This window comes from Kocuria marina (genome assembly GCF_000786655.1).
In the GTDB taxonomy this organism is placed as follows: Bacteria; Actinomycetota; Actinomycetes; order Actinomycetales; family Micrococcaceae; genus Kocuria; species Kocuria marina_A.
Window position 1 is genome coordinate 76,008 of sequence record NZ_JROM01000017.1, and the last position, 16,794, is coordinate 92,801.

Genomic DNA, 16,794 nt, shown 5'->3' on the forward strand with positions numbered 1-16,794 from the left:
CACCGACATACGCACAGAACCTCCTGCTGCGGAAGGACCGCAGCCGCTTAGCCCGAAGGAGGTGGGTTCTTTACATGCGTGAATACGAATTGATGGTCATCCTCAACCCCGAGGTGGAGGAGCGCGCCGTCGAGCCGACCCTCAAGAAGTTCCTCGAGGTCGTCACGAAGGAGAACGGCACCGTCGACAAGCTCGACATCTGGGGCCGTCGTCGTCTGGCCTACGAGATCCAGAAGAAGTCCGAGGGGATCTACGCCGTGGTGAACTTCACCGCCGAGCCGCAGACCGCCAAGGAACTGGACCGCGTGCTGAGCCTGAACGAGGCCGTGATGCGCACCAAGATCATCCGTCCGGAAGAGCAGAAGATCCACGGCAAGTGAGGTGAGCGTGCGGCCCACCCGGGCTGCACAGCACGCACTCACCACGGGCTCGTGAGAGTCCCCGTGAGATGCTTTTCACCCCACTGAGTCTCGCATCCAGCGTCCACAGAATCCGGAGGTTCACATGGCTGGCGACACCGTCATTACAGTGATCGGAAATCTGACCGCAGACCCCGAATTGCGCTTCACGCCGTCCGGAGCCGCCGTGGCCAACTTCACCGTTGCGTCCACCCCGCGCGCCTTCGACCGGCAGAGCAACGAATGGAAGGATCAGGAGACCCTTTTCATGCGTTGCTCGGTGTGGCGTGAGGCTGCCGAGAACGTGGCGGAGTCCCTGACCAAGGGAACCCGTGTGATCGTCCAGGGTCGGCTCAAGGCACGCTCGTACGAGACCAAGGAGGGGGAGCGCCGCACCAGCACCGAGCTGGAAGTGGACGAGATCGGCCCCTCCATGAAGTACGCGACCGCCAAGATCAACCGGAACTCGCGCGGCGGAGGCAACTCCTACGGCGGGAACCAGGGCTTCGGCGGCGGTCAGGGTGGCTTCGGTGGAGGCCAGGGCGGTTTCAACGACAACCAGGGTGGCGGCTTCGGCGGCAACCAGGGTGGTGGCAACCCCGGCGGTGGCAACCAGGGCGGCGGGTTCAACGGGAACCAGGGCGGCCGTGGGGGCCAGCAACCGCGTCAGCAGGGCAACGATCCCTGGGGTCAGTCCTCCGGTGGGAATTACGACTGGGGAACCGGCGCCGAGGACGAGCCCCCCTTCTAAACACAACCATTCCAACCCATCCCGCAGGTACGCCTGCGGGCTCCGCACCAGAAAAGGAGCACCACGATGGCCAAGGCTGAAATTCGCAAGCCGAAACCGAAGCAGAACCCGCTCAAGGCGGCCGACGTCACCGAGATCGACTACAAGGACGTCGCCTTGCTGCGTAAGTTCATCTCCGATCGCGGCAAGATCCGCGCTCGCCGCGTGACCGGCGTGTCCGTTCAGGAGCAGCGCAAGATCGCCCAGGCGATCAAGAACGCTCGTGAAGTGGCACTGCTGCCCTACTCCGGCGCCGGCCGCTGATCAGAGAGGACTGAGAATTCATGGCAAAGATCATTTTGACCCAGGAAGTCTCCGGGCTCGGTTCCGCGGGTGACGTGGTGGACGTGAAGAACGGCTACGCCCGTAACTTCCTGTTCCCCCGCGGCTTCGCGACCCCGTGGACCCGCGGCGCCGAGAAGCAGATCGACTCCATCAAGCAGGCTCGTGCGGCCCGTGAGCTGTCCTCCCTCGAGGACGCCCAGGCTCTCGCCGCGAAGCTGACCTCCACCACCCTGACCGTTCCGGTCAAGTCCGGTGCCGAGGGTCGCTTGTTCGGTACGGTCCGCGCCGGTGACATCGCCTCCGCGGTCGAGACCGCCGGTCTGGGTTCCATCGACAAGCGTCGCGTGGACCTGACCCAGCGCATCAAGACCACCGGCGTGTACCAGGCCGTGATCCACCTGCACGAGGACGTCAACGCGAACGTGGAGTTCGAGGTCGTCCCCGCCTGATCGCACCTCGAGTGCATCCGGGTCCCTGAGCCGCTCGCGCGGTTCGTGAACGGGCCCGCGGGTGATGTGTGAGAACCCCGTGGAACAGTCGTTCCACGGGGTTCTTGCCGTCTTCGGGCTTCCAGAGATCGCGCAGAGCACCGTGGGAGGATGCCGGTCATGATCATGAGCGCACGCAGGTTGAGTACGGGCCGCACGCTGTTCTGGGTGGCACTGGCGTGTGTGGCATTGACCCTGGTGTTCTTCCTGGGGGCGTTCCTCGCCGGTAACTCATTGGCGCCGCGCGGTGCGGTGACCGTCCTGGTGGTCGGTCTCATCCTGAGCGTGGTCGCGTCCCTCGTGGCGTTGATCCTGGGCATTGCGGGCACCGTGGCCTTCCCGGCGCTGCGGGGCCGTTACGTTCTGGTGTTGCTCCTGGCCATCGTGACATCGCCCCTGCTCTGGCTGCTCTTCTTCGCGCTCCTGGGGTGAGTTACCCACAGCTGCGACGGGTTTTCCACAGATCTCTCCACAGCCCGTGCACAGCACTGCACGGCGTGTTCCACATGTTCTCCACATACTTTTCCACAGGCCGTGGACGACGACGCCGCGCCACCGGGCCGCGCGGCGTCGTCGTCCGCTCGGCGCCCGACAGCGGGGCGAGCGGGGGCGGCTATGGGGGTCGGAGAGCGGTGGGAGAATGAACGGGTGCGCCGCGCGAGGTGGGCGCATTCGTCTGCGAGGAAAGTGAGTGAGGGTGTCGGAATATTCGTCCGGGCCGCGCGAGGACTACGGCCGTACCATGCCGCACGACAACCAGGCCGAACAGTCGGTGCTGGGCGGGATGATGCTGTCCAAGGACGCCATCGCGGACGTGGTGGAAGTGCTGCGGGGCGTGGACTTCTACAAGCCGGCGCACGAGAACATCTACGACGCCATTGTCTCCCTGTACGGGCGCGGCGAACCGGCGGACGCGATCACCGTGGGGGACGAGCTCACCAAGAACGGTGAGATCGAGCGGATCGGGGGGATCGCGTACCTGCACTCGCTGATCGCGTCCGTGCCCACGGCCGCGAATGCGGGGTTCTACGCGGAGATCGTGCGGGAACGCGCGGTGCTGCGGCGGCTCGTGGAGGCCGGGACCAAGATCGTGCAGCTGGGCTACGCGCACGACGGTGAAGTGGACGACATCGTCAACGAGGCCCAGGGCGAGATCTACCAGGTCGCCGAACGGCGCACGGCGGAGGACTACGTCCCGCTCAAGGACGTCATGGAAGCCACCGTGGACGAGATCGAGGCCGCGGGCAACCGCTCCGGGATGCAGGGTGTGCCCACGGGATTCATCGAACTGGACGAGCTCACCCACGGATTCCAGGGCGGACAGATGATCGTGATCGCGGCGCGTCCTGCCATGGGTAAGTCCACGCTCGCCCTGGACGTGGCGCGCTCGGCGTCCATCAAGCACAACATGACGTCCGTGATCTTCTCCCTGGAGATGAGCCGCAACGAGATCGCCATGCGCTTGCTCTCCGCGGAGGGCACCCTGAACATGCAGGATCTGCGCGCGGGCACCCTGCAGGACGAGCAGTGGGCCAAGATCGCGCAGATCATGGGCAAGATGAACGAGGCGCCCCTGTTCATCGACGATTCCCCGAACATGTCCCTGATGGAGATCCGCGCCAAATGCCGCCGGCTCAAGCAGAAGCATGACCTCAAACTCGTGGTGCTGGACTATCTGCAGCTCATGAGCTCCGGCAAGAAGGTGGAGTCCCGCCAGCAGGAGGTCTCCGAGTTCTCGCGTGCTCTCAAGCTGCTCGCCAAGGAGCTGGACGTCCCCGTGGTGGCGCTGTCCCAGCTGAACCGTGGTTCCGAGCAGCGCCAGGACAAGAAGCCGCAGGTGAGTGATCTGCGTGAATCGGGCTCAATTGAACAGGATGCGGACATGGTGATCCTGTTGCACCGTGAGGACGTCTACGACAAGGAGTCCCCGCGCGCCGGTGAGGCGGACGTGATCGTGGCCAAGCACCGCAACGGTCCCACGAAGACCATCGTGGTGGCGTTCCAGGGCCACTACTCACGGTTCGCAAACATGGCGCTGGAGGGGTTCTAAAGTCTTCAGCTCCCCGTCTTGTGCTGCGTTCCGGGCAAGCCGAGCTGCGCCTTGCGTCCAACTTCCCACCCCCTGGGATCGCACCCACCTCGCCCGTAACCGGCCCGTCCCACTACGCGTGGTCGGTGCTCACCACTGAACAGGCTGCTTACAAACTCGCGTTCCAGATGGCCGATGCCCTCATCCGCAGCGGGACCGGATCGGCCAGTACCACCAAGGCGCTGTTGTCGATCTTCCGCAAGACCGAGCTGCAGGGCGTCACCGTGAGTGTGAGCCTGGGGCAGGTGACCATCAGCCACCAGGATGCGCCGGACAAGGCGCCGAGCACTCGCGTGTTCGAGTCCCAGCCCGGAACCCTGGACATCCAGCTGCGCACGGACACGGGCGAGGTGCTGGAGGACTTCGTGCTCGGCCGGATCTCTGCAGAGGAGGGGATCCAGCGCATGGACGAGATCCTCGCGGAGTCCCGGCACATCGGCCACCGTCTGACGGTGACCGGTTTCGGGATGTTCGGTGTCGGGTTCGCTCTCATCCTGGGCGGAAGCTGGCCCACCGCCATCACGGCCGCGATCGTCTCCGCGGCCGTCTACGGGGTCTACGCCCTCGTCCAGCGCGTCAAGGCCCCCGAGGTCTTCAGCCTGGCGGCCGGGGGGCTGACCGCGGTGCTGGGGGCGACCGTGGCGGGGGTGCTCTTCGACATCACCCAGACGGCCGTGTGCATCGTGGCCGCGCTGGCCGCGTGGCTCGCGGGGATCGCCGCGTACGGTGCGGTGCACGACGTCATCACCGGGTGGTACGTCTCCGCCTCCGGGCGCATCTTCGAGGCCATCACGAGCACTGCCGGTCTGGTGGCCGGTGTGACCATCGGCATCCACGCCATGCGGCCGCTCGTGGGGGACTCCGTGGACTACATCGAGACGCTGAAGATGGACGACTCCCGCTGGGCCCTCACCGTCCTTGGTGCCGCCGTGGTCTCCGCCGGTTTCGCGCTCGCCTCGGGTGGTCGTGGGTGGAAGCTGGCGTCCCTCGGTCTATTCGGTGGCCTGGTGCAGCTGGGGACCCTCGCCATCACCGCCACGGGCATCAGTTCGTTCGGTGCCATTCTGATCGCGTCGATCGTCGCGGGCATCCTGAGCGTCACCCTCACCCGCGCCCTGAACCTGGCCTCGAACGCCACGCTCATGGTCGTCCTGCTCCCGCTGTTCCCGGGAATGCTCGTCTACCAGGGTGTCCTGGGCGTGATCTTCGGCCTCGAAGACGCCGGGGAGAACGTCCTCGAGGCTGCCATCACCGCGTTCTGCCTGTGCATGGGCGGCATGCTCGGGCAGTACGTGGCGTCCGAGATCCTCTGGGCAGGGCGGCGTCGCCAGTTCGTGCGTCACCACCCGGGCCAGAAGTTCCGCCGCGAGATGGCGAACGAGGAGAACTTCAGCGACATCATGGTTCCCATCTTCTCCAAGCCCTTCACCAGCTGACGCGGGCACAGATCAAGCTGGGGCGGTCCGCGCTGCGCGCCCGGCGGCGAGGTGGGTCCTGCCCGCGTCCGCCCCGCCGCGGAGGCCGCTACTTCCCCATGGCCTTGGCCACGCGCTCCACGAGCCCGCGCATGTTGGCGAGCGCGCGATCGGCGCGCTCCTCCGGGCTCATGGTCTCCTCCATCTGCCGGATGCCCTCGGGCTTGCGGCGCCCCAGCGTGTAGTCGCTGCACGCCAGGTTCGAGCACACGTAGGTGCCCACGGAGTTGTAGCGGTCCTTCGCGGTCTTGGAACGCTGGATCGACACCAGTGAGACGCCGCTGGCCGGGTGCAACGTCAGGCAGATCTGACACATACGTGCGCCACCGCTCGCCTTCTGCGCGCTCTTCTCGAGCACCAGCCCGCGCAGCCCGTGCTCGGTCTCGACGACGACGTAGCCCGCCCGCGGTGACTTCGGGTCGTACCAGCCCAGGAAGATCTGGGACTCCCAGTCCCCGTGGAGCACGTCCTGCGGGATGTTGATGCGCTGCGCAGCGCCCTTGGAGCAGTTGACGAAGCTCTTGCGGATCTCGGTTTCTGTATGCGTATTCATGTTCTTTGGTCCTTCGAGGATGGTCTCCCCCTGCCTGCCACGTGCGGGTCAGGACGGCGCGCGGGCACCCGGGTGCCAAGGAGTGCGGTGGGGGCGGGCGGCGTCGTCGTGCCGCGTGGTGCGGGAGGGCGACGGCGTTCGGCGCGCTCGTGGAGCGCGGTCGCCGCGGGGAGGTGGAAAGGGGTGGGTGAAAGCGCGCGACGGGCTGGTCTTCACCCGCCGCGTCCGGTCAGCGCTGTCTAGTGCCGGCGGTGAAGAAGCCGGCAACCCCCTAACGCACGAAAGCCTTGTTCCTCCACGGCTGTGGATCTCGAAAATGTACGGGGACAGTTTAGATCCACCGTGGGGCTGCCCACCACCTGGCATCGGGTCGCCCAGAAGGGTATCCCGCTGGAGGTGAGCATCAAGTTCCCATACTCGTAGAAGTCAATAATTTACAAGTGGGTATTGCCTTCTTTCCCTGTTTTTCTAAGGGACAGAGGCTCCGATGTTCAAATCTGTCTGATCCCCGGCTAAATTTTGATACATGCAACCCATGGTCTTTCCCGAGGTCGATTTCGCGAGTGCGCTCGTGACGGATCTGTTCGCCCTGGAGCGGGTGCGCGTGGATTTTCGTACTGAGCACCTTGACGACCCTCTTGGCCTGGAGCTGCGCAGGCTGTTCCAAGGTCTCACGAGCGTCATGTCGGCACGCATCGAAGGGAACCGGACCACGGTGGCGGATGTCGTGGCCGAAGCCCGGCGGGCCGCGGCCACGGGACAGCCAGCAGCAGACGCCGTGCGAGAGATTCTGCAGCTGGAGCAGGCAACTGACTACATGGACGAGTTGGCAGCCCGTGGAAGGCTGTCCCTGACTCATGGGCTGATCCGTGAACTCCACCAGCTCGCCGTGCAGGGACTCGAACGTGAAGGTGACGAGCACCCGGGCAGCTATCGAACAATCCCCGTCGGGATCGCTGGAGCGTCCCATGTCCCGCCCGCACCCGGGTCCGTCCAGGCGGACATGGACCAGCTCCTGGAGTTTGCAAACAAGGAGGTGCCCGCTCAGCACCAACTCCTCCAGATCGCGCTTGTCCACCACCGGTTCGTCTGGATACATCCGTTTGCCAATGGTAACGGGCGGGTCTCACGCCTGCTGACGTACGCCATGCTGAGCAACCAGGGCTACACCTCCAGGAGCGCCGCGCGTCCGCTCAACCCCACAGCAGTTTTTGGTGCCGACCGGCAGTCGTACTACGACCACCTCGCGGGAGCGGACTCCCTGAGCCCGGAGGGGGTGCTGGCCTGGGCCGGGTATGTGATCCACGGCCTCAAGGACGACATGGACAGGGTCAGTCGGCTTGCTGCCCCCCACTTCATTTCCGAGGAGGTCGTGGGGCCTTCGGTCAATGCCGCCCTCGCGGCGGGGGAGCTCACGGAGACGGAGGCAAATGTGATCTACGCGGTGACGCGCCAAGGGAAAGCCAAAGCGGGCGATCTCGAAGACGTGATCAAGGGGTCTCCGTCGAACAGGAGCCACCGTCTGCGCCGCATGGTCGAGTCCGGGTTGCTACAGAAGATGTCAGGGCCGGGGCGGTACGTGGTGAGTCTGCATCGCAACGTTCTGACCAAGCACGTGGTGCGCCGCCTCAACGAGTTGGACATGCTCCCGGCTATCCTGCGTGACTGAGGTGCGGGACTGTCCACACGGCGGCAGGTGAGCGCACAATGCTCCAGTGCTCAGCACCTACCCTGGAGGCATGACTTCCTCCGCCACTGCCACCACATCCTTGGGCGTCCTGCAGGAGGTTTTCGGGTACGACGCCTTCCGCGGTGAGCAGGCGGAAATCATCGAGCAGGTGGTGGCCGGCGGGGACGCAGTCGTGCTCATGCCCACCGGCGGCGGCAAGTCCCTTTGCTACCAGATCCCCGCCCTGCTGCGGGACGGCACGGGCGTGGTGGCCTCCCCGCTGATCGCGCTCATGGCGGACCAGGTGGCCGCGCTCGAGGCCGTGGGCATCCGCGCCGCGTACCTCAACTCCACCCTGGAGCCCTACGAGGCGCAGGAGGTGGAGCGGCAGCTTCTCAACGGGGACATCGACCTGCTCTACATGGCCCCCGAACGGCTCATCCTGCCGCGCACCGTTGAGCTGCTGAAGCGCGCCCCGATCGCCCTGTTCGCGATCGACGAGGCGCACTGCGTCTCCCAGTGGGGGCATGACTTCCGCCCCGACTACATGGGGCTGTCCGTGCTTGCGGACGCCTTCCCGGACGTCCCCCGCATCGCACTCACCGCGACCGCCACTCGGGCCACCCACCAGGAGATCACCGAGCGGCTGCGCATGGAGAACGCGCGGCACTTCGTCTCCAACTTCGACCGCCCCAACATCCAGTACCGGATCGAGTCCAAGGACCGCGCGAAGGACCAGCTGCTGCGGCTCATCCAGTCGGAGCACCCGGGGGAGGCAGGCATCGTCTACTGCATGTCCCGCAAGAGCGTGGAGTCCACCGCCGCGTGGCTCAGCGCCCGCGGGGTCGACGCCATGCCCTACCACGCGGGTCTCGACGCCGCAGTGCGCCAGGACACGCAGACGCGGTTCCTGCGGGAGGAGGGAATCGTCGTCGTCGCCACGATCGCGTTCGGCATGGGCATCGACAAGCCGGACGTCCGCTTCGTCGCCCACCTGGACCTGCCCAAGAGCATCGAGGGGTACTACCAGGAGACAGGCCGCGCCGGCCGCGATGGTATGCCCGCAACGGCATGGATGGCGTACGGCCTGGGCGACGTGGTCAACCAGCGGCGCATGATCGACCAGGGAGACGTATCTGACCTGCACAAACGCAATGCGCGCTCGCACCTGGACGCCATGCTCGCCCTGTGCGAGACCACGGACTGCCGTCGTGTGCAGCTGCTGCGCTACTTCGGCCAGGACTCCGAGCCGTGCGGCAACTGCGACACGTGCCTGAACCCGCCCAAGGTCTGGGACGCCACCGTGCCCGCCCAGAAGCTGCTGTCCACGCTCATCAGGCTGCAACGCGAACGCGGTGAGCAGTTCGGCTCCGGCAAGGTCTTCGACATCCTGCTGGGCCGCAGCAACGAGCGCACGGAGGCGTCGCGCCACCAGGAGCTGAGCGTGTGGGGGATCGGGCAGGACCTCTCCGAGCGGGAGTGGCGGTCCGTGCTGCGGCAGCTGCTGGCCCGCCGCGTGGTGGAAGCCGTGGGTGACTTCGGTGTGCTGGTTCCCGGGCCGGAGGCGGGTCCCGTGCTGCGCGGGGAGATCGCCCTGGAGCTCGCGGTGGACCGCGCACCCGCGGCACGTGGTGGCGGTCGCGCCCGGTCCGCCGGGAGCGGTGGGCGCTCTCGGGCCGCGGACGCACTGGACGAGGCCGCCAAGGAGATGTTCGAGGCCCTGCGCGAGTGGCGGACCTCCGTGGCCAAGGAGAAGCAGATCCCGCCCTACATGGTGTTCTCGGACGCCACGCTCGTCGGCATCGTGGAGGCCGCTCCGGCCTCGACCGCGCAGCTCAGCGGCATCAGTGGCGTGGGCGCCAAGAAGCTCGCCGAGTACGGGGACGCCGTGCTGGAGGTGCTGGGCTCCTCGGAGCCCTGACGGCGAGAACTGCCCCGGCCGTTCGACGTCACTCGGACGTGACGGAGGATATGCGGTCCACGATGGCCTCGGCCACCGCGGGGGCCTCGAGCTCGGGGAGCCAGTGCCCGGCATCGAGCTCGATGAACTCGTACGGCGCGTGCACGTACACCTGGGTCTCCTCCGCGGCCGTTCGGCCCAGGGCGGGATCCCGGTTGCCCCACACGAAGGTGGTGGGCACCGTGATGATGCCGTTCCCAGCATTCTTCCCGGCCACACCGTCCTTGCGCAGCATTGCGCGGTACCAGTTGATGGGCCCGCGCAGGTCGTCCGCGGTGGCGAAGCGACGCCCGTAGCGTTCCGCGGCCTCCCCGGGGATGCCCGCACGGCGGGTGAGGGTTCCCACGCGCCCGGCGAGCAGACGCTCCGGTGCGGCGGGGATCTGGAACATGCCGATGTACCAGGACTTCTTGACCTGGTCCGGGGTCTTCAGCGCGTGCCCGAGCGCGGTGGGGTGCGGGGTGGACAGCACGGTCAGCGAGGTCACCCGCTGCGGTGCGCGCAGGGCGATGTCCCACGCGAGCACCCCGCCCCAGTCATGGCCCACCAGGTGGAACCGCTCGGCTCCGGCCTCGTCCGCGAGGGCCAGCGCGTCCCCGGAGAGCTCCTCGCGGCGGTACGCGGCCAGCTCGGTGGGTCGGGCGCCCGGGGAGTACCCACGCTGGTCCATGGCGAGAGTGCGCAGCCCCTGCGCGTTCAGCCGCGCGGCAACGTCGTCCCAGCCGCGGGCGTCCTGCGGGAAACCGTGCAGCAACAGAACCACGGGGCCGTCCTGCGGGCCCTGGTCGAGAACGTCGAACGTGAGTCCCTGTCGCGTGAAGCTGGTGATCCGAGTCATGCCTCCACCCTATGGTGCACGGAGGGGCTCGTCAGCCGTGGCCCCGGACCTGGGGTGGGTCTGCGGCGGAGCGGGTCTAGAAGAACCCGATGACGCGCCCAATGATGGCCAGGACGGTGAACGGTGCCACGACCACGGCCAGTCCGATCAGCACGACCTAGGCCGACCGTGCCGGTTCCGAACCTGCCGTTGATGGTGTCTATCAGGGACCCGATGGGCGCTGTGGTGGGGATGGTGCCGGGCAGGGGTGCGGCGGCGCCTGTGTCGGTGAGTTCCAGGCACATCACCCCGGCGCGCATGTACGGGATCCCGTGCACCAGGTGCGGCTCCAAGGATCTGCGGGCAGTCGCGGCCAGCGCCCCGGGTTCGTGGGTTGGGGCGGGCAGTCTCACATGAGCGCTGGGGTGGTGGTCAGGTCCTGGGCGGTGCGGTGAGGTGGAGGCGAACACCGTCAGGCGCGCGGCTTCCTGGTCCTCCTTGCGCAGCCGGCGCGCGGCCCGCTGGGCGAAATCGGCCACCGCCTCTGCGATCAGGGCAGGGTCGTGGATCGGTTCGGGGAAGGAGCGGGAGACCAGGATCTGCTGCTTGGTGGCGGTCTCTTCTTCCACGGGTATCGCCGGCACCGCGTTGAGCTCAAGCACGGTGCGCATCAGCACCACGGAGAAGCGGTCGCGGATCCGTACCGGGTCAGCATCGCGCAGCTCGGTGACGGTGGTGATTCCGTGGGTGCCCAGTCGTCGGGCGGTGCGCGCGGCCACCCCCACACCTCGGTCACTGGCAGGGTGCCCATAAGCCGGCCCCAGAAGCCCGGCGGGGTGTTCTCCCAGTGCACCACGCCCCCGGTGGCGGGGATCTTCTTGGCCGCTTCGGTGGCCAGCTTGGCCAGGGTCTTGGTGGGGGCGATGCCCACGCTGACGGGCAGCCCCACGTTGCGCGCTACCAACCGCTGCAGCTCCCGGCCCCAGGCCAGCAGCTCGCGTGTGTGCCCGGGGGAGGGGTCAGGAAGCACTCGTCGATCGAGTAGATCTCCTGTGCCTGGGCGTAGCGGTCCAGCAGAGCCATGGTGCGTTGGGAGAGATCGGCGTAGAGCGGGTAGTTCGAGGATCTGCGCTGCAAGCCCCACCGGCGGGCATCGGCGGCGATCTTGAACCACGGATCTCCCATCTGGATCCCCAGGGCCTTGGCTTCGGCGGAGCGGGCGACCACACACCCGTCGTTGTTGCTCAGCACCACAGTGGGCTTGCCGAGCAGGGACGGGTCGAAAAGACGTTCGCAGGACACGTAGCAGTTGTTCACGTCCACCAGGGCGATCACGCCGAGCGCCCCACGGGGCGTGTTGGTATGTCGCGATGTTCGTTCTTGCGATGTTCCCTGTGCTTGGAGATCTGATCCCTGCCCATGAGAGCAGGTATAGCCGCCGGAGGCGACATCATTGCTGACCCCGCGTGAGGGGGCATGGGTGGGGGTCCGGAGGCCAGGGGCCTAGCTTCCTCGAATCAGCGGCCGCGCCCACCCCGGGCGGTGTGCATAGCGAGGTCGCCTCGTCCTTGCCGAGCCGGTTCACTGCTGTCGATCGTGGAACTAGGCTCGGCGCACACGATCCGGATGCACCGGGAGGGGGAGTCCATGCCGAGGATGTCCGCTCTAGAAGCTTCGTGCTGCCGCAGTGCGCCATGGAGCCTTTTGGCCCGGCGAATGGTCCCCTGGGCGACCCAAGGCTTCCCCGTCACCGGGAACGTGCTGGAAATCGGCGGGGGCAGCGGGGCGATGGCCGAAGCGATCGTCCAAGCCAACCCTTGGGTGCGGCTCACTACGACCGACGCCGACCCGGTGATGGTTGAGGTTGCGCAGCAATGCCTTGTCAGATTCCCCCATGCTGAGGCCTGTCAGGCCGACGCCACCCGCCTGCCCTTCGAGGACGAGTCATTTGACACGGTTGTGAGCTTCCTGATGCTCCACCACGTCATCGAGTGGGAACACGCGGTGGTCGAGGGGTCCCGGGTTTTGCGGCCGGGCGGGGCATTGGTGGGATACGACCTGCTTGCCTCACGGATGGCCTCCTTGGTGCACCGGGCCGATCGCTCTCCCCACCGACTCATCGACCCCGGAGCCTTCGAACCAGTCCTCGACCAGGTCGGCCTGGAGCTCCTCGCCCTCCGGTTGTCCTTCGGTGGGCGGATTCTACGCTTTGTTGCCCAGAAGCCAGCTACGCGGTGACCTGCGTTGGCAACCAGGCCTGGACTGCGGGATGAGATCCCGTGCTGTGGGGGCCCTGTCGTTGACAGGGCCCCCACAGCACGGGGGCGGCTTCTCCGGGAGCCCCTGGGTGGATGCCCAAGGCATCCAGTGGTGTGGGTCAACGGAAGGTGACGTAGCCGACCACGGGCATGGCGTTGACGTCGTGGACGAAGGTGCCCTGGGTCGGATTCAGCGCGGAGATCATCTTGCCGCCGCCCAGGTAGACCCCGATGTGGCCGCCACCGTTCTGGACGACAAGGTCACCGGGCTGGGGGTTGGCGGTCGGGGTACCAGCCGCCCACTGGGCCTGGCTGGTGCGGGGGATCTCGATGCCGTTCTGGGCGTAGACCCACTGGGTGAACCCGGAGCAGTCCCAGGCGCCGAAGGCGGTACCACCCCAGACGTAGCCACCGCCCACACCCTGCATGGCGGTGCCCACGAGCCCGTTCCCGGAAGTGGAGACAGCAGTAGTGTCGGTGGACTGGACGGAAACATCCGAGGCCGAGGCCATCTGCGGCGTCGAGGCCGCCTGCGCCCCAGGGGCCGGGGTGGCTGCCGGGACGATCGGGGCCGCGGCGGGGGACGAGGCCAGGGTCGCCACCACGGGGGCGGGGGTGGAGGAGGCGGTGTTCGAGGGGGTCGGTAGCTCGGCGTAGGCCTGGGCGGGTGCCACCGAGCCGAGCACCGTCGCACCAGCGGCGGCTGCGAGAGTGGTGCGGCGAACGAGGCGGGACGGGGTCTGGGCGCGGTGGCGAGCAGTACGGCGCTGGAACATGGGCATGAGTGGATTCCTCCCTTTGCCTGCGAGGTGAGCTGTCGGATGCGGGTGGGAGACACCCGGCCGGGCGGACGCGCGCGTCCGGCCGGCTTAACCCCCAGGCCCCAAGGGCGGGACCGTGTATGGTTCCCCCGCTTCTGCCAAGCGATGTCTTTTCAGCGGACCCCGGGCACCGGCAGAATTCGGCGATGTACCCGGGGATGCCAACCGGATCGGCGATCGGCACGCAGAGGACAGTAGCGAACAGATAACGGAAAAGTCACGTTACGGTTACGGCCGCTCCTCCCCCCCTTGTTTCACCGCCGAGCGGGACGGAGAGACGCTCGGGAGTGACCGCCGAGGCGGCGGCCGCCTTCTACTCGCGCCCCCGCACATTGCTGCCGAAGAGGTGCATATCTGACGGCGACTAGCGGATTTACGCGGTGTGCGCCCAGGCCCTCCTGTACCTGCGGCTCCGTCAGAGGGGTGCAAGAGCGCAGCTGCCAGCCCCTGCCGCCCCACAGGGATTGGTAAAAAAAGGCTAGGAAATCATCCAGGCTATTTTCAGGAAGTCGTTCTCTTCCGGCGGCGCGGGAGAGATTTCTTCATGAGATCTTCATGGTTCCTATGCATCTTTCACAAAAGGAAATGGATGCGTGGTGTGGCGCGCGCCTCGCTCTCGGGATTTCTTCACGGAATCTTCAAGGAGTAAGTGCTTCATCCGGCCAGATCCGCAGTTTGCTGTCGGTTGTATGGCGGATTGGCTCCGGCCGGTTCGTCTCCTCGGCCGAACCGACGAAGGAGCAAGCCATGACTCATCATGTGACGTCGATGCTGGAGACCTACCCGAAGGGCCTGGGCGGGGTGGACGAGGAGAAGCTAGCCGCCTGCATCGAGGCCTGTTTCCAGTGCGCCCAGACCTGTACCGCCTGCGCCGACGCGTGCCTGTCCGAGGACATGGTCGCGGAGCTGACCAAGTGCATCCGCACCAACTTGGACTGCGCGGATCTGTGCGAGGCCACCGGGCGGGTGCTCTCCCGGCACACCGGCTACGACGCGAACATCACCCTGGATGCGATCCGGGCCTGCCATATGGCCTGTAAGGCCTGCGCGGACGAGTGCGAGAAGCACGCCTCGATGCACGAGCACTGCCGGATCTGCGCGGAGGCCTGTCGGCGCTGCGAGGCCACCTGCGCCGAGCTGGTCGCCGCCCTGGGCTGAGCCTGCCCCCGCGGACCCATCACCCGGGTGGCGGACGGCGGTGAGAAGCTCCGGGGCTGGCTGGGAGCGAGGCCGCGGAGCAAGCCCGAGCTGCACAAGTCGGGCGACGCCATGACACACCCACCGCCCGGGTGATGCCCCGGGTGACTGATCACCTGGGGAGAAGTTCCTCCACGGAAACCGGGCCTCTTCTGGAGGCCGACGCTGACCCACGGAGGCCGTGGATGGGCCTCCGTCGGTGAAAGAGGAATCTGATCCGTTGACCGGGCACCTCCGGAGGCGGGGGTTCTTTCTTCCCCCCGTATCTCATTGAGCACAGCCCCGCCCGCGCGGATCGTTCCCGCCCCGGCGGCGGGGTGATCACCGAGCCGGCATCTCAGGGTCGAGCTCCCTCGTCGTGGAAGAGAGACATCATCATGGGTTCCACCCCATTCCGTGGCCGCCCCACGGTGGCCGCCACTATCGCCGTCGCCACCGCCTTGCTGGGCGGGGCGACCGCCCCGGCGTTCGCCCATCCAGTGGTCCCGGCGGCCGCTGAGACCCAGACGCAGGAGATGCTCCAGCCTGCTCCGACCTCCCCGACCGCCTACGAGTTCGGCGAGACCCTGGCCGGCCTCGAAGGCGAGGAACTGGAGATCACGTTCCTGGCCGAGATCATCCCGCACCACCGCGCCGCCATCGAGATGTCCCAGCTGGAGCTTGAGCGGGGGGTCAGCCCGGACATCCGCACGCACGCGGAGAACATCATCGCCAACCAGCAGCACCAGATCGACCAGTTCACCCGGTGGCTGGAGGAGTGGTACGGGCTGACCCCGGAAGAGGCCATGGCCCAGGTCCCGGCAGAAGCCCAGGAGGAGATGAAGATCCTGGAGGAGGAGACCCAGATGATGATCGAGGAACTCTCGGCCGTGGAGGCCGGTGAGGACTTCGACGTCGCCTTCGTGCAGAAGATGATCCCGCACCATCAGTCCGGGATCGTTGAATTCCTCGAACCCCAGGCCCGGGCCCCGCACACCCAGCTGCGAGTGGCGGCCACCGCGGGGATCACCACCCAACAGGCCCAGGTCGCGGACTTCCGCACCTGGCTCGCCGGCCGCGCCTGATCACCGAGCTGAAACAGCGCGATCGGTGGGGCCACCTGTTAGGGTTGCCCCACCGATCAACGACAGACTTCCATGTTCCGACCGCGCGAAAGGGGAGACCATCGTGTACTCCGGGATCGTGGCCATGGCCCTGGTGGCGCTGTCGGTCGTCGTTCTCCTCTATGCACTCCACCGCGCTGCCGTCATCACCGCCGAGCCGTTGACGGTTCTGCCCGCCCAATCCGGGTGGATGCCCCAGGAGCACGCGCTGTCCCGATTCCACGCCCGCTGGTACCTCGCCTCAATCGTGTTCCTGGCCTTCGACGTCGAGATGCTCTTCATGTATCCGTGGGCGGTGGTCGTGATCGAGAAGGGGATCTCCGCGGTCGTGGAGATGTTCCTGTTCCTCGGGGCCCTGCTCGTCGCCGTGGCCTGGGCCTGGCGCGAAGGAGCCTTCCGATGGGCCTAAGCGGTGCTCTCGCCCGGCTCGCGGTCCGGGCCACCCGGGTCCTCGTCGTCGAGGTCCCGGGGCACTGGGCGACCCGGATGGAGGTCGAGCACCAGCTGCTCCGCCGTGGGTGGCGACCGGCGTGGACACCAGCGGACGCGGACGTCCTGGCGGTGTGCGGTGTCCCCGGCCCCGAGCTCTCGGAGCTCGTGGACCGGCTCTGGGAGCAGATGCCCGGTCCCCGCGTCCGCGCCGACATCACCTCGCCCGGAACTGTAGGTTCCGCCCTCGACGCCGCCGCAGCCCTCCTTCTCGACACCCCGCACCACCGGACGGACGCCCAGGAGCGGGCGCAGGAACCCGAGATCCCCGAGGACGCGGATCATGGGGGTCACGGGGGCATGGGCCACGGGGGCATGGACCACGGCGAGATGGACCACGGCGAGATGGACCACGGCGAGATGGACCACGGCGAGATGGACCACGGCGGGCAATGGGCCACG

General features: G+C 67.1%; 20 protein-coding genes and 1 riboswitch. Of the genes, 13 read left to right on the forward strand and 7 right to left on the reverse strand.

Features of this window, described 5'->3' with window-relative positions; translation table 11 throughout:
• Positions 1-74 precede the first annotated feature (74 nt).
• From rpsF to AS25_RS05440, 7 genes are all read left to right on the forward strand, one after another.
• Positions 75-380 carry a 30S ribosomal protein S6 gene (rpsF, locus tag AS25_RS05410; RefSeq protein WP_012399407.1) on the forward strand — a complete coding sequence of 102 codons (306 nt, stop codon included), beginning with the start codon at positions 75-77 and terminating at the stop codon, positions 378-380.
• A 124-nt stretch (positions 381-504) separates the two neighbouring features.
• Positions 505-1,149, forward strand: coding sequence for a single-stranded DNA-binding protein (locus AS25_RS05415; protein ID WP_035962843.1), 645 nt, complete (start codon positions 505-507; stop codon positions 1,147-1,149).
• Between the two features lie 66 nt (positions 1,150-1,215).
• Positions 1,216-1,452 (forward strand): 30S ribosomal protein S18, encoded by a 237-nt coding sequence (gene rpsR, locus AS25_RS05420; protein ID WP_012399405.1) that lies wholly within the window; start codon positions 1,216-1,218, stop codon positions 1,450-1,452.
• A gap of 20 nt (positions 1,453-1,472) precedes the next feature.
• Positions 1,473-1,922 carry a 50S ribosomal protein L9 gene (rplI, locus tag AS25_RS05425; RefSeq protein WP_035962847.1) on the forward strand — a complete coding sequence of 150 codons (450 nt, stop codon included), beginning with the start codon at positions 1,473-1,475 and terminating at the stop codon, positions 1,920-1,922.
• A gap of 165 nt (positions 1,923-2,087) precedes the next feature.
• Positions 2,088-2,393 carry a hypothetical protein gene (locus tag AS25_RS05430; RefSeq protein ID WP_253270484.1) on the forward strand — a complete coding sequence of 102 codons (306 nt, stop codon included), beginning with the start codon at positions 2,088-2,090 and terminating at the stop codon, positions 2,391-2,393.
• A 310-nt stretch (positions 2,394-2,703) separates the two neighbouring features.
• Positions 2,704-4,011, forward strand: coding sequence for a replicative DNA helicase (gene dnaB / locus AS25_RS05435; protein WP_231885474.1), 1,308 nt, complete (start codon positions 2,704-2,706; stop codon positions 4,009-4,011).
• Between the two features lie 125 nt (positions 4,012-4,136).
• The gene (locus AS25_RS05440; RefSeq protein ID WP_035963011.1) at positions 4,137-5,486 is read left to right on the forward strand and encodes a threonine/serine exporter family protein; all 1,350 of its coding nucleotides are present in this window, start codon (positions 4,137-4,139) and stop codon (positions 5,484-5,486) included.
• Between the two features lie 88 nt (positions 5,487-5,574).
• On the opposite strand, the gene AS25_RS05445 is transcribed toward AS25_RS05440, so the two are convergent.
• Positions 5,575-6,078, reverse strand: coding sequence for an FBP domain-containing protein (locus AS25_RS05445; RefSeq protein ID WP_035962862.1), 504 nt, complete (start codon positions 6,076-6,078; stop codon positions 5,575-5,577).
• Between the two features lie 526 nt (positions 6,079-6,604).
• Between AS25_RS05445 and AS25_RS05450 the strand changes: the two genes are divergently transcribed.
• Both AS25_RS05450 and recQ read left to right on the forward strand, forming a co-directional pair.
• Positions 6,605-7,747 carry a Fic family protein gene (locus AS25_RS05450; RefSeq protein WP_084118021.1) on the forward strand — a complete coding sequence of 381 codons (1,143 nt, stop codon included), beginning with the start codon at positions 6,605-6,607 and terminating at the stop codon, positions 7,745-7,747.
• A 70-nt stretch (positions 7,748-7,817) separates the two neighbouring features.
• Positions 7,818-9,668: a DNA helicase RecQ gene (recQ, locus tag AS25_RS05455; RefSeq protein WP_035962869.1), complete on the forward strand. Its 1,851-nt coding sequence runs from the start codon at positions 7,818-7,820 to the stop codon at positions 9,666-9,668.
• A 28-nt stretch (positions 9,669-9,696) separates the two neighbouring features.
• Here the strand turns inward: recQ and AS25_RS05460 are convergent, their stop codons facing one another.
• Genes AS25_RS05460 through AS25_RS13760 form a run of 4 tightly spaced genes read right to left on the reverse strand, consistent with a single transcriptional unit; the run spans position 9,697 to position 11,859 of the window.
• Positions 9,697-10,545 carry an alpha/beta fold hydrolase gene (locus AS25_RS05460; protein ID WP_035962876.1) on the reverse strand — a complete coding sequence of 283 codons (849 nt, stop codon included), beginning with the start codon at positions 10,543-10,545 and terminating at the stop codon, positions 9,697-9,699.
• The gene (locus AS25_RS13750; protein ID WP_172644415.1) at positions 10,542-11,303 is read right to left on the reverse strand and encodes a DinB/UmuC family translesion DNA polymerase; all 762 of its coding nucleotides are present in this window, start codon (positions 11,301-11,303) and stop codon (positions 10,542-10,544) included. The genes AS25_RS05460 and AS25_RS13750 overlap by 4 nt, the downstream gene beginning before the upstream one ends.
• Entirely contained in the window at positions 11,195-11,488 is a 294-nt protein-coding gene (locus AS25_RS14870; protein WP_052160738.1) for a hypothetical protein, read from the reverse strand. The genes AS25_RS13750 and AS25_RS14870 overlap by 109 nt, the downstream gene beginning before the upstream one ends.
• On the reverse strand, positions 11,482-11,859 hold the full coding sequence (locus AS25_RS13760) for a Y-family DNA polymerase (protein ID WP_052160739.1): 378 nt from the start codon (positions 11,857-11,859) through the stop codon (positions 11,482-11,484). The genes AS25_RS14870 and AS25_RS13760 overlap by 7 nt, the downstream gene beginning before the upstream one ends.
• Positions 11,860-12,180: 321 nt before the next feature.
• Here AS25_RS13760 and AS25_RS05470 point away from each other — a divergent pair, with 321 nt between their 5' ends.
• Positions 12,181-12,762 carry a class I SAM-dependent methyltransferase gene (locus AS25_RS05470; protein ID WP_143470094.1) on the forward strand — a complete coding sequence of 194 codons (582 nt, stop codon included), beginning with the start codon at positions 12,181-12,183 and terminating at the stop codon, positions 12,760-12,762.
• Between the two features lie 139 nt (positions 12,763-12,901).
• Here AS25_RS05470 and AS25_RS14875 read toward each other — a convergent pair whose 3' ends face one another.
• Positions 12,902-13,564 (reverse strand): C40 family peptidase, encoded by a 663-nt coding sequence (locus tag AS25_RS14875; RefSeq protein WP_035962879.1) that lies wholly within the window; start codon positions 13,562-13,564, stop codon positions 12,902-12,904.
• Between the two features lie 5 nt (positions 13,565-13,569).
• Positions 13,570-13,718: riboswitch (cyclic di-AMP (ydaO/yuaA leader) on the reverse strand.
• A gap of 632 nt (positions 13,719-14,350) precedes the next feature.
• On the opposite strand from AS25_RS14875, the gene AS25_RS05480 reads away from it, so the two are divergent.
• The 3 genes from AS25_RS05480 (at position 14,351) to AS25_RS05490 (ending at position 16,312) form a co-directional block, all read left to right on the forward strand.
• Positions 14,351-14,761: a four-helix bundle copper-binding protein gene (locus tag AS25_RS05480; RefSeq protein WP_035962886.1), complete on the forward strand. Its 411-nt coding sequence runs from the start codon at positions 14,351-14,353 to the stop codon at positions 14,759-14,761.
• Positions 14,762-15,177: 416 nt separating this feature from the next.
• Positions 15,178-15,864 (forward strand): DUF305 domain-containing protein, encoded by a 687-nt coding sequence (locus AS25_RS05485; protein WP_035962894.1) that lies wholly within the window; start codon positions 15,178-15,180, stop codon positions 15,862-15,864.
• Between the two features lie 103 nt (positions 15,865-15,967).
• Entirely contained in the window at positions 15,968-16,312 is a 345-nt protein-coding gene (locus AS25_RS05490) for an NADH-quinone oxidoreductase subunit A (protein ID WP_019310385.1), read from the forward strand.
• On the opposite strand, the gene AS25_RS14880 is transcribed toward AS25_RS05490, so the two are convergent.
• Complete coding sequence (locus AS25_RS14880; protein ID WP_172644413.1) at positions 16,309-16,776, reverse strand: hypothetical protein; 468 nt, start codon at positions 16,774-16,776, stop codon at positions 16,309-16,311. The genes AS25_RS05490 and AS25_RS14880 overlap by 4 nt on opposite strands.
• Positions 16,777-16,794: the final 18 nt, after the last annotated feature.

Coding starts and splice junctions, on each gene's coding strand:
- rpsF (WP_012399407.1), top strand. CDS start 75: ATGCGTGAATACGAATTGATGGTCATCCTCAACCCCGAGGTGGAGGAG.
- AS25_RS05415 (WP_035962843.1), top strand. CDS start 505: ATGGCTGGCGACACCGTCATTACAGTGATCGGAAATCTGACCGCAGAC.
- rpsR (WP_012399405.1), top strand. CDS start 1,216: ATGGCCAAGGCTGAAATTCGCAAGCCGAAACCGAAGCAGAACCCGCTC.
- rplI (WP_035962847.1), top strand. CDS start 1,473: ATGGCAAAGATCATTTTGACCCAGGAAGTCTCCGGGCTCGGTTCCGCG.
- AS25_RS05430 (WP_253270484.1), top strand. CDS start 2,088: ATGAGCGCACGCAGGTTGAGTACGGGCCGCACGCTGTTCTGGGTGGCA.
- dnaB (WP_231885474.1), top strand. CDS start 2,704: ATGCCGCACGACAACCAGGCCGAACAGTCGGTGCTGGGCGGGATGATG.
- AS25_RS05445 (WP_035962862.1), bottom strand. CDS start 6,078: ATGAATACGCATACAGAAACCGAGATCCGCAAGAGCTTCGTCAACTGC.
- AS25_RS05450 (WP_084118021.1), top strand. CDS start 6,605: ATGCAACCCATGGTCTTTCCCGAGGTCGATTTCGCGAGTGCGCTCGTG.
- recQ (WP_035962869.1), top strand. CDS start 7,818: ATGACTTCCTCCGCCACTGCCACCACATCCTTGGGCGTCCTGCAGGAG.
- AS25_RS05460 (WP_035962876.1), bottom strand. CDS start 10,545: ATGACTCGGATCACCAGCTTCACGCGACAGGGACTCACGTTCGACGTT.
- AS25_RS05470 (WP_143470094.1), top strand. CDS start 12,181: ATGTCCGCTCTAGAAGCTTCGTGCTGCCGCAGTGCGCCATGGAGCCTT.
- AS25_RS14875 (WP_035962879.1), bottom strand. CDS start 13,564: ATGCCCATGTTCCAGCGCCGTACTGCTCGCCACCGCGCCCAGACCCCG.
- AS25_RS05480 (WP_035962886.1), top strand. CDS start 14,351: ATGACTCATCATGTGACGTCGATGCTGGAGACCTACCCGAAGGGCCTG.
- AS25_RS05485 (WP_035962894.1), top strand. CDS start 15,178: ATGGGTTCCACCCCATTCCGTGGCCGCCCCACGGTGGCCGCCACTATC.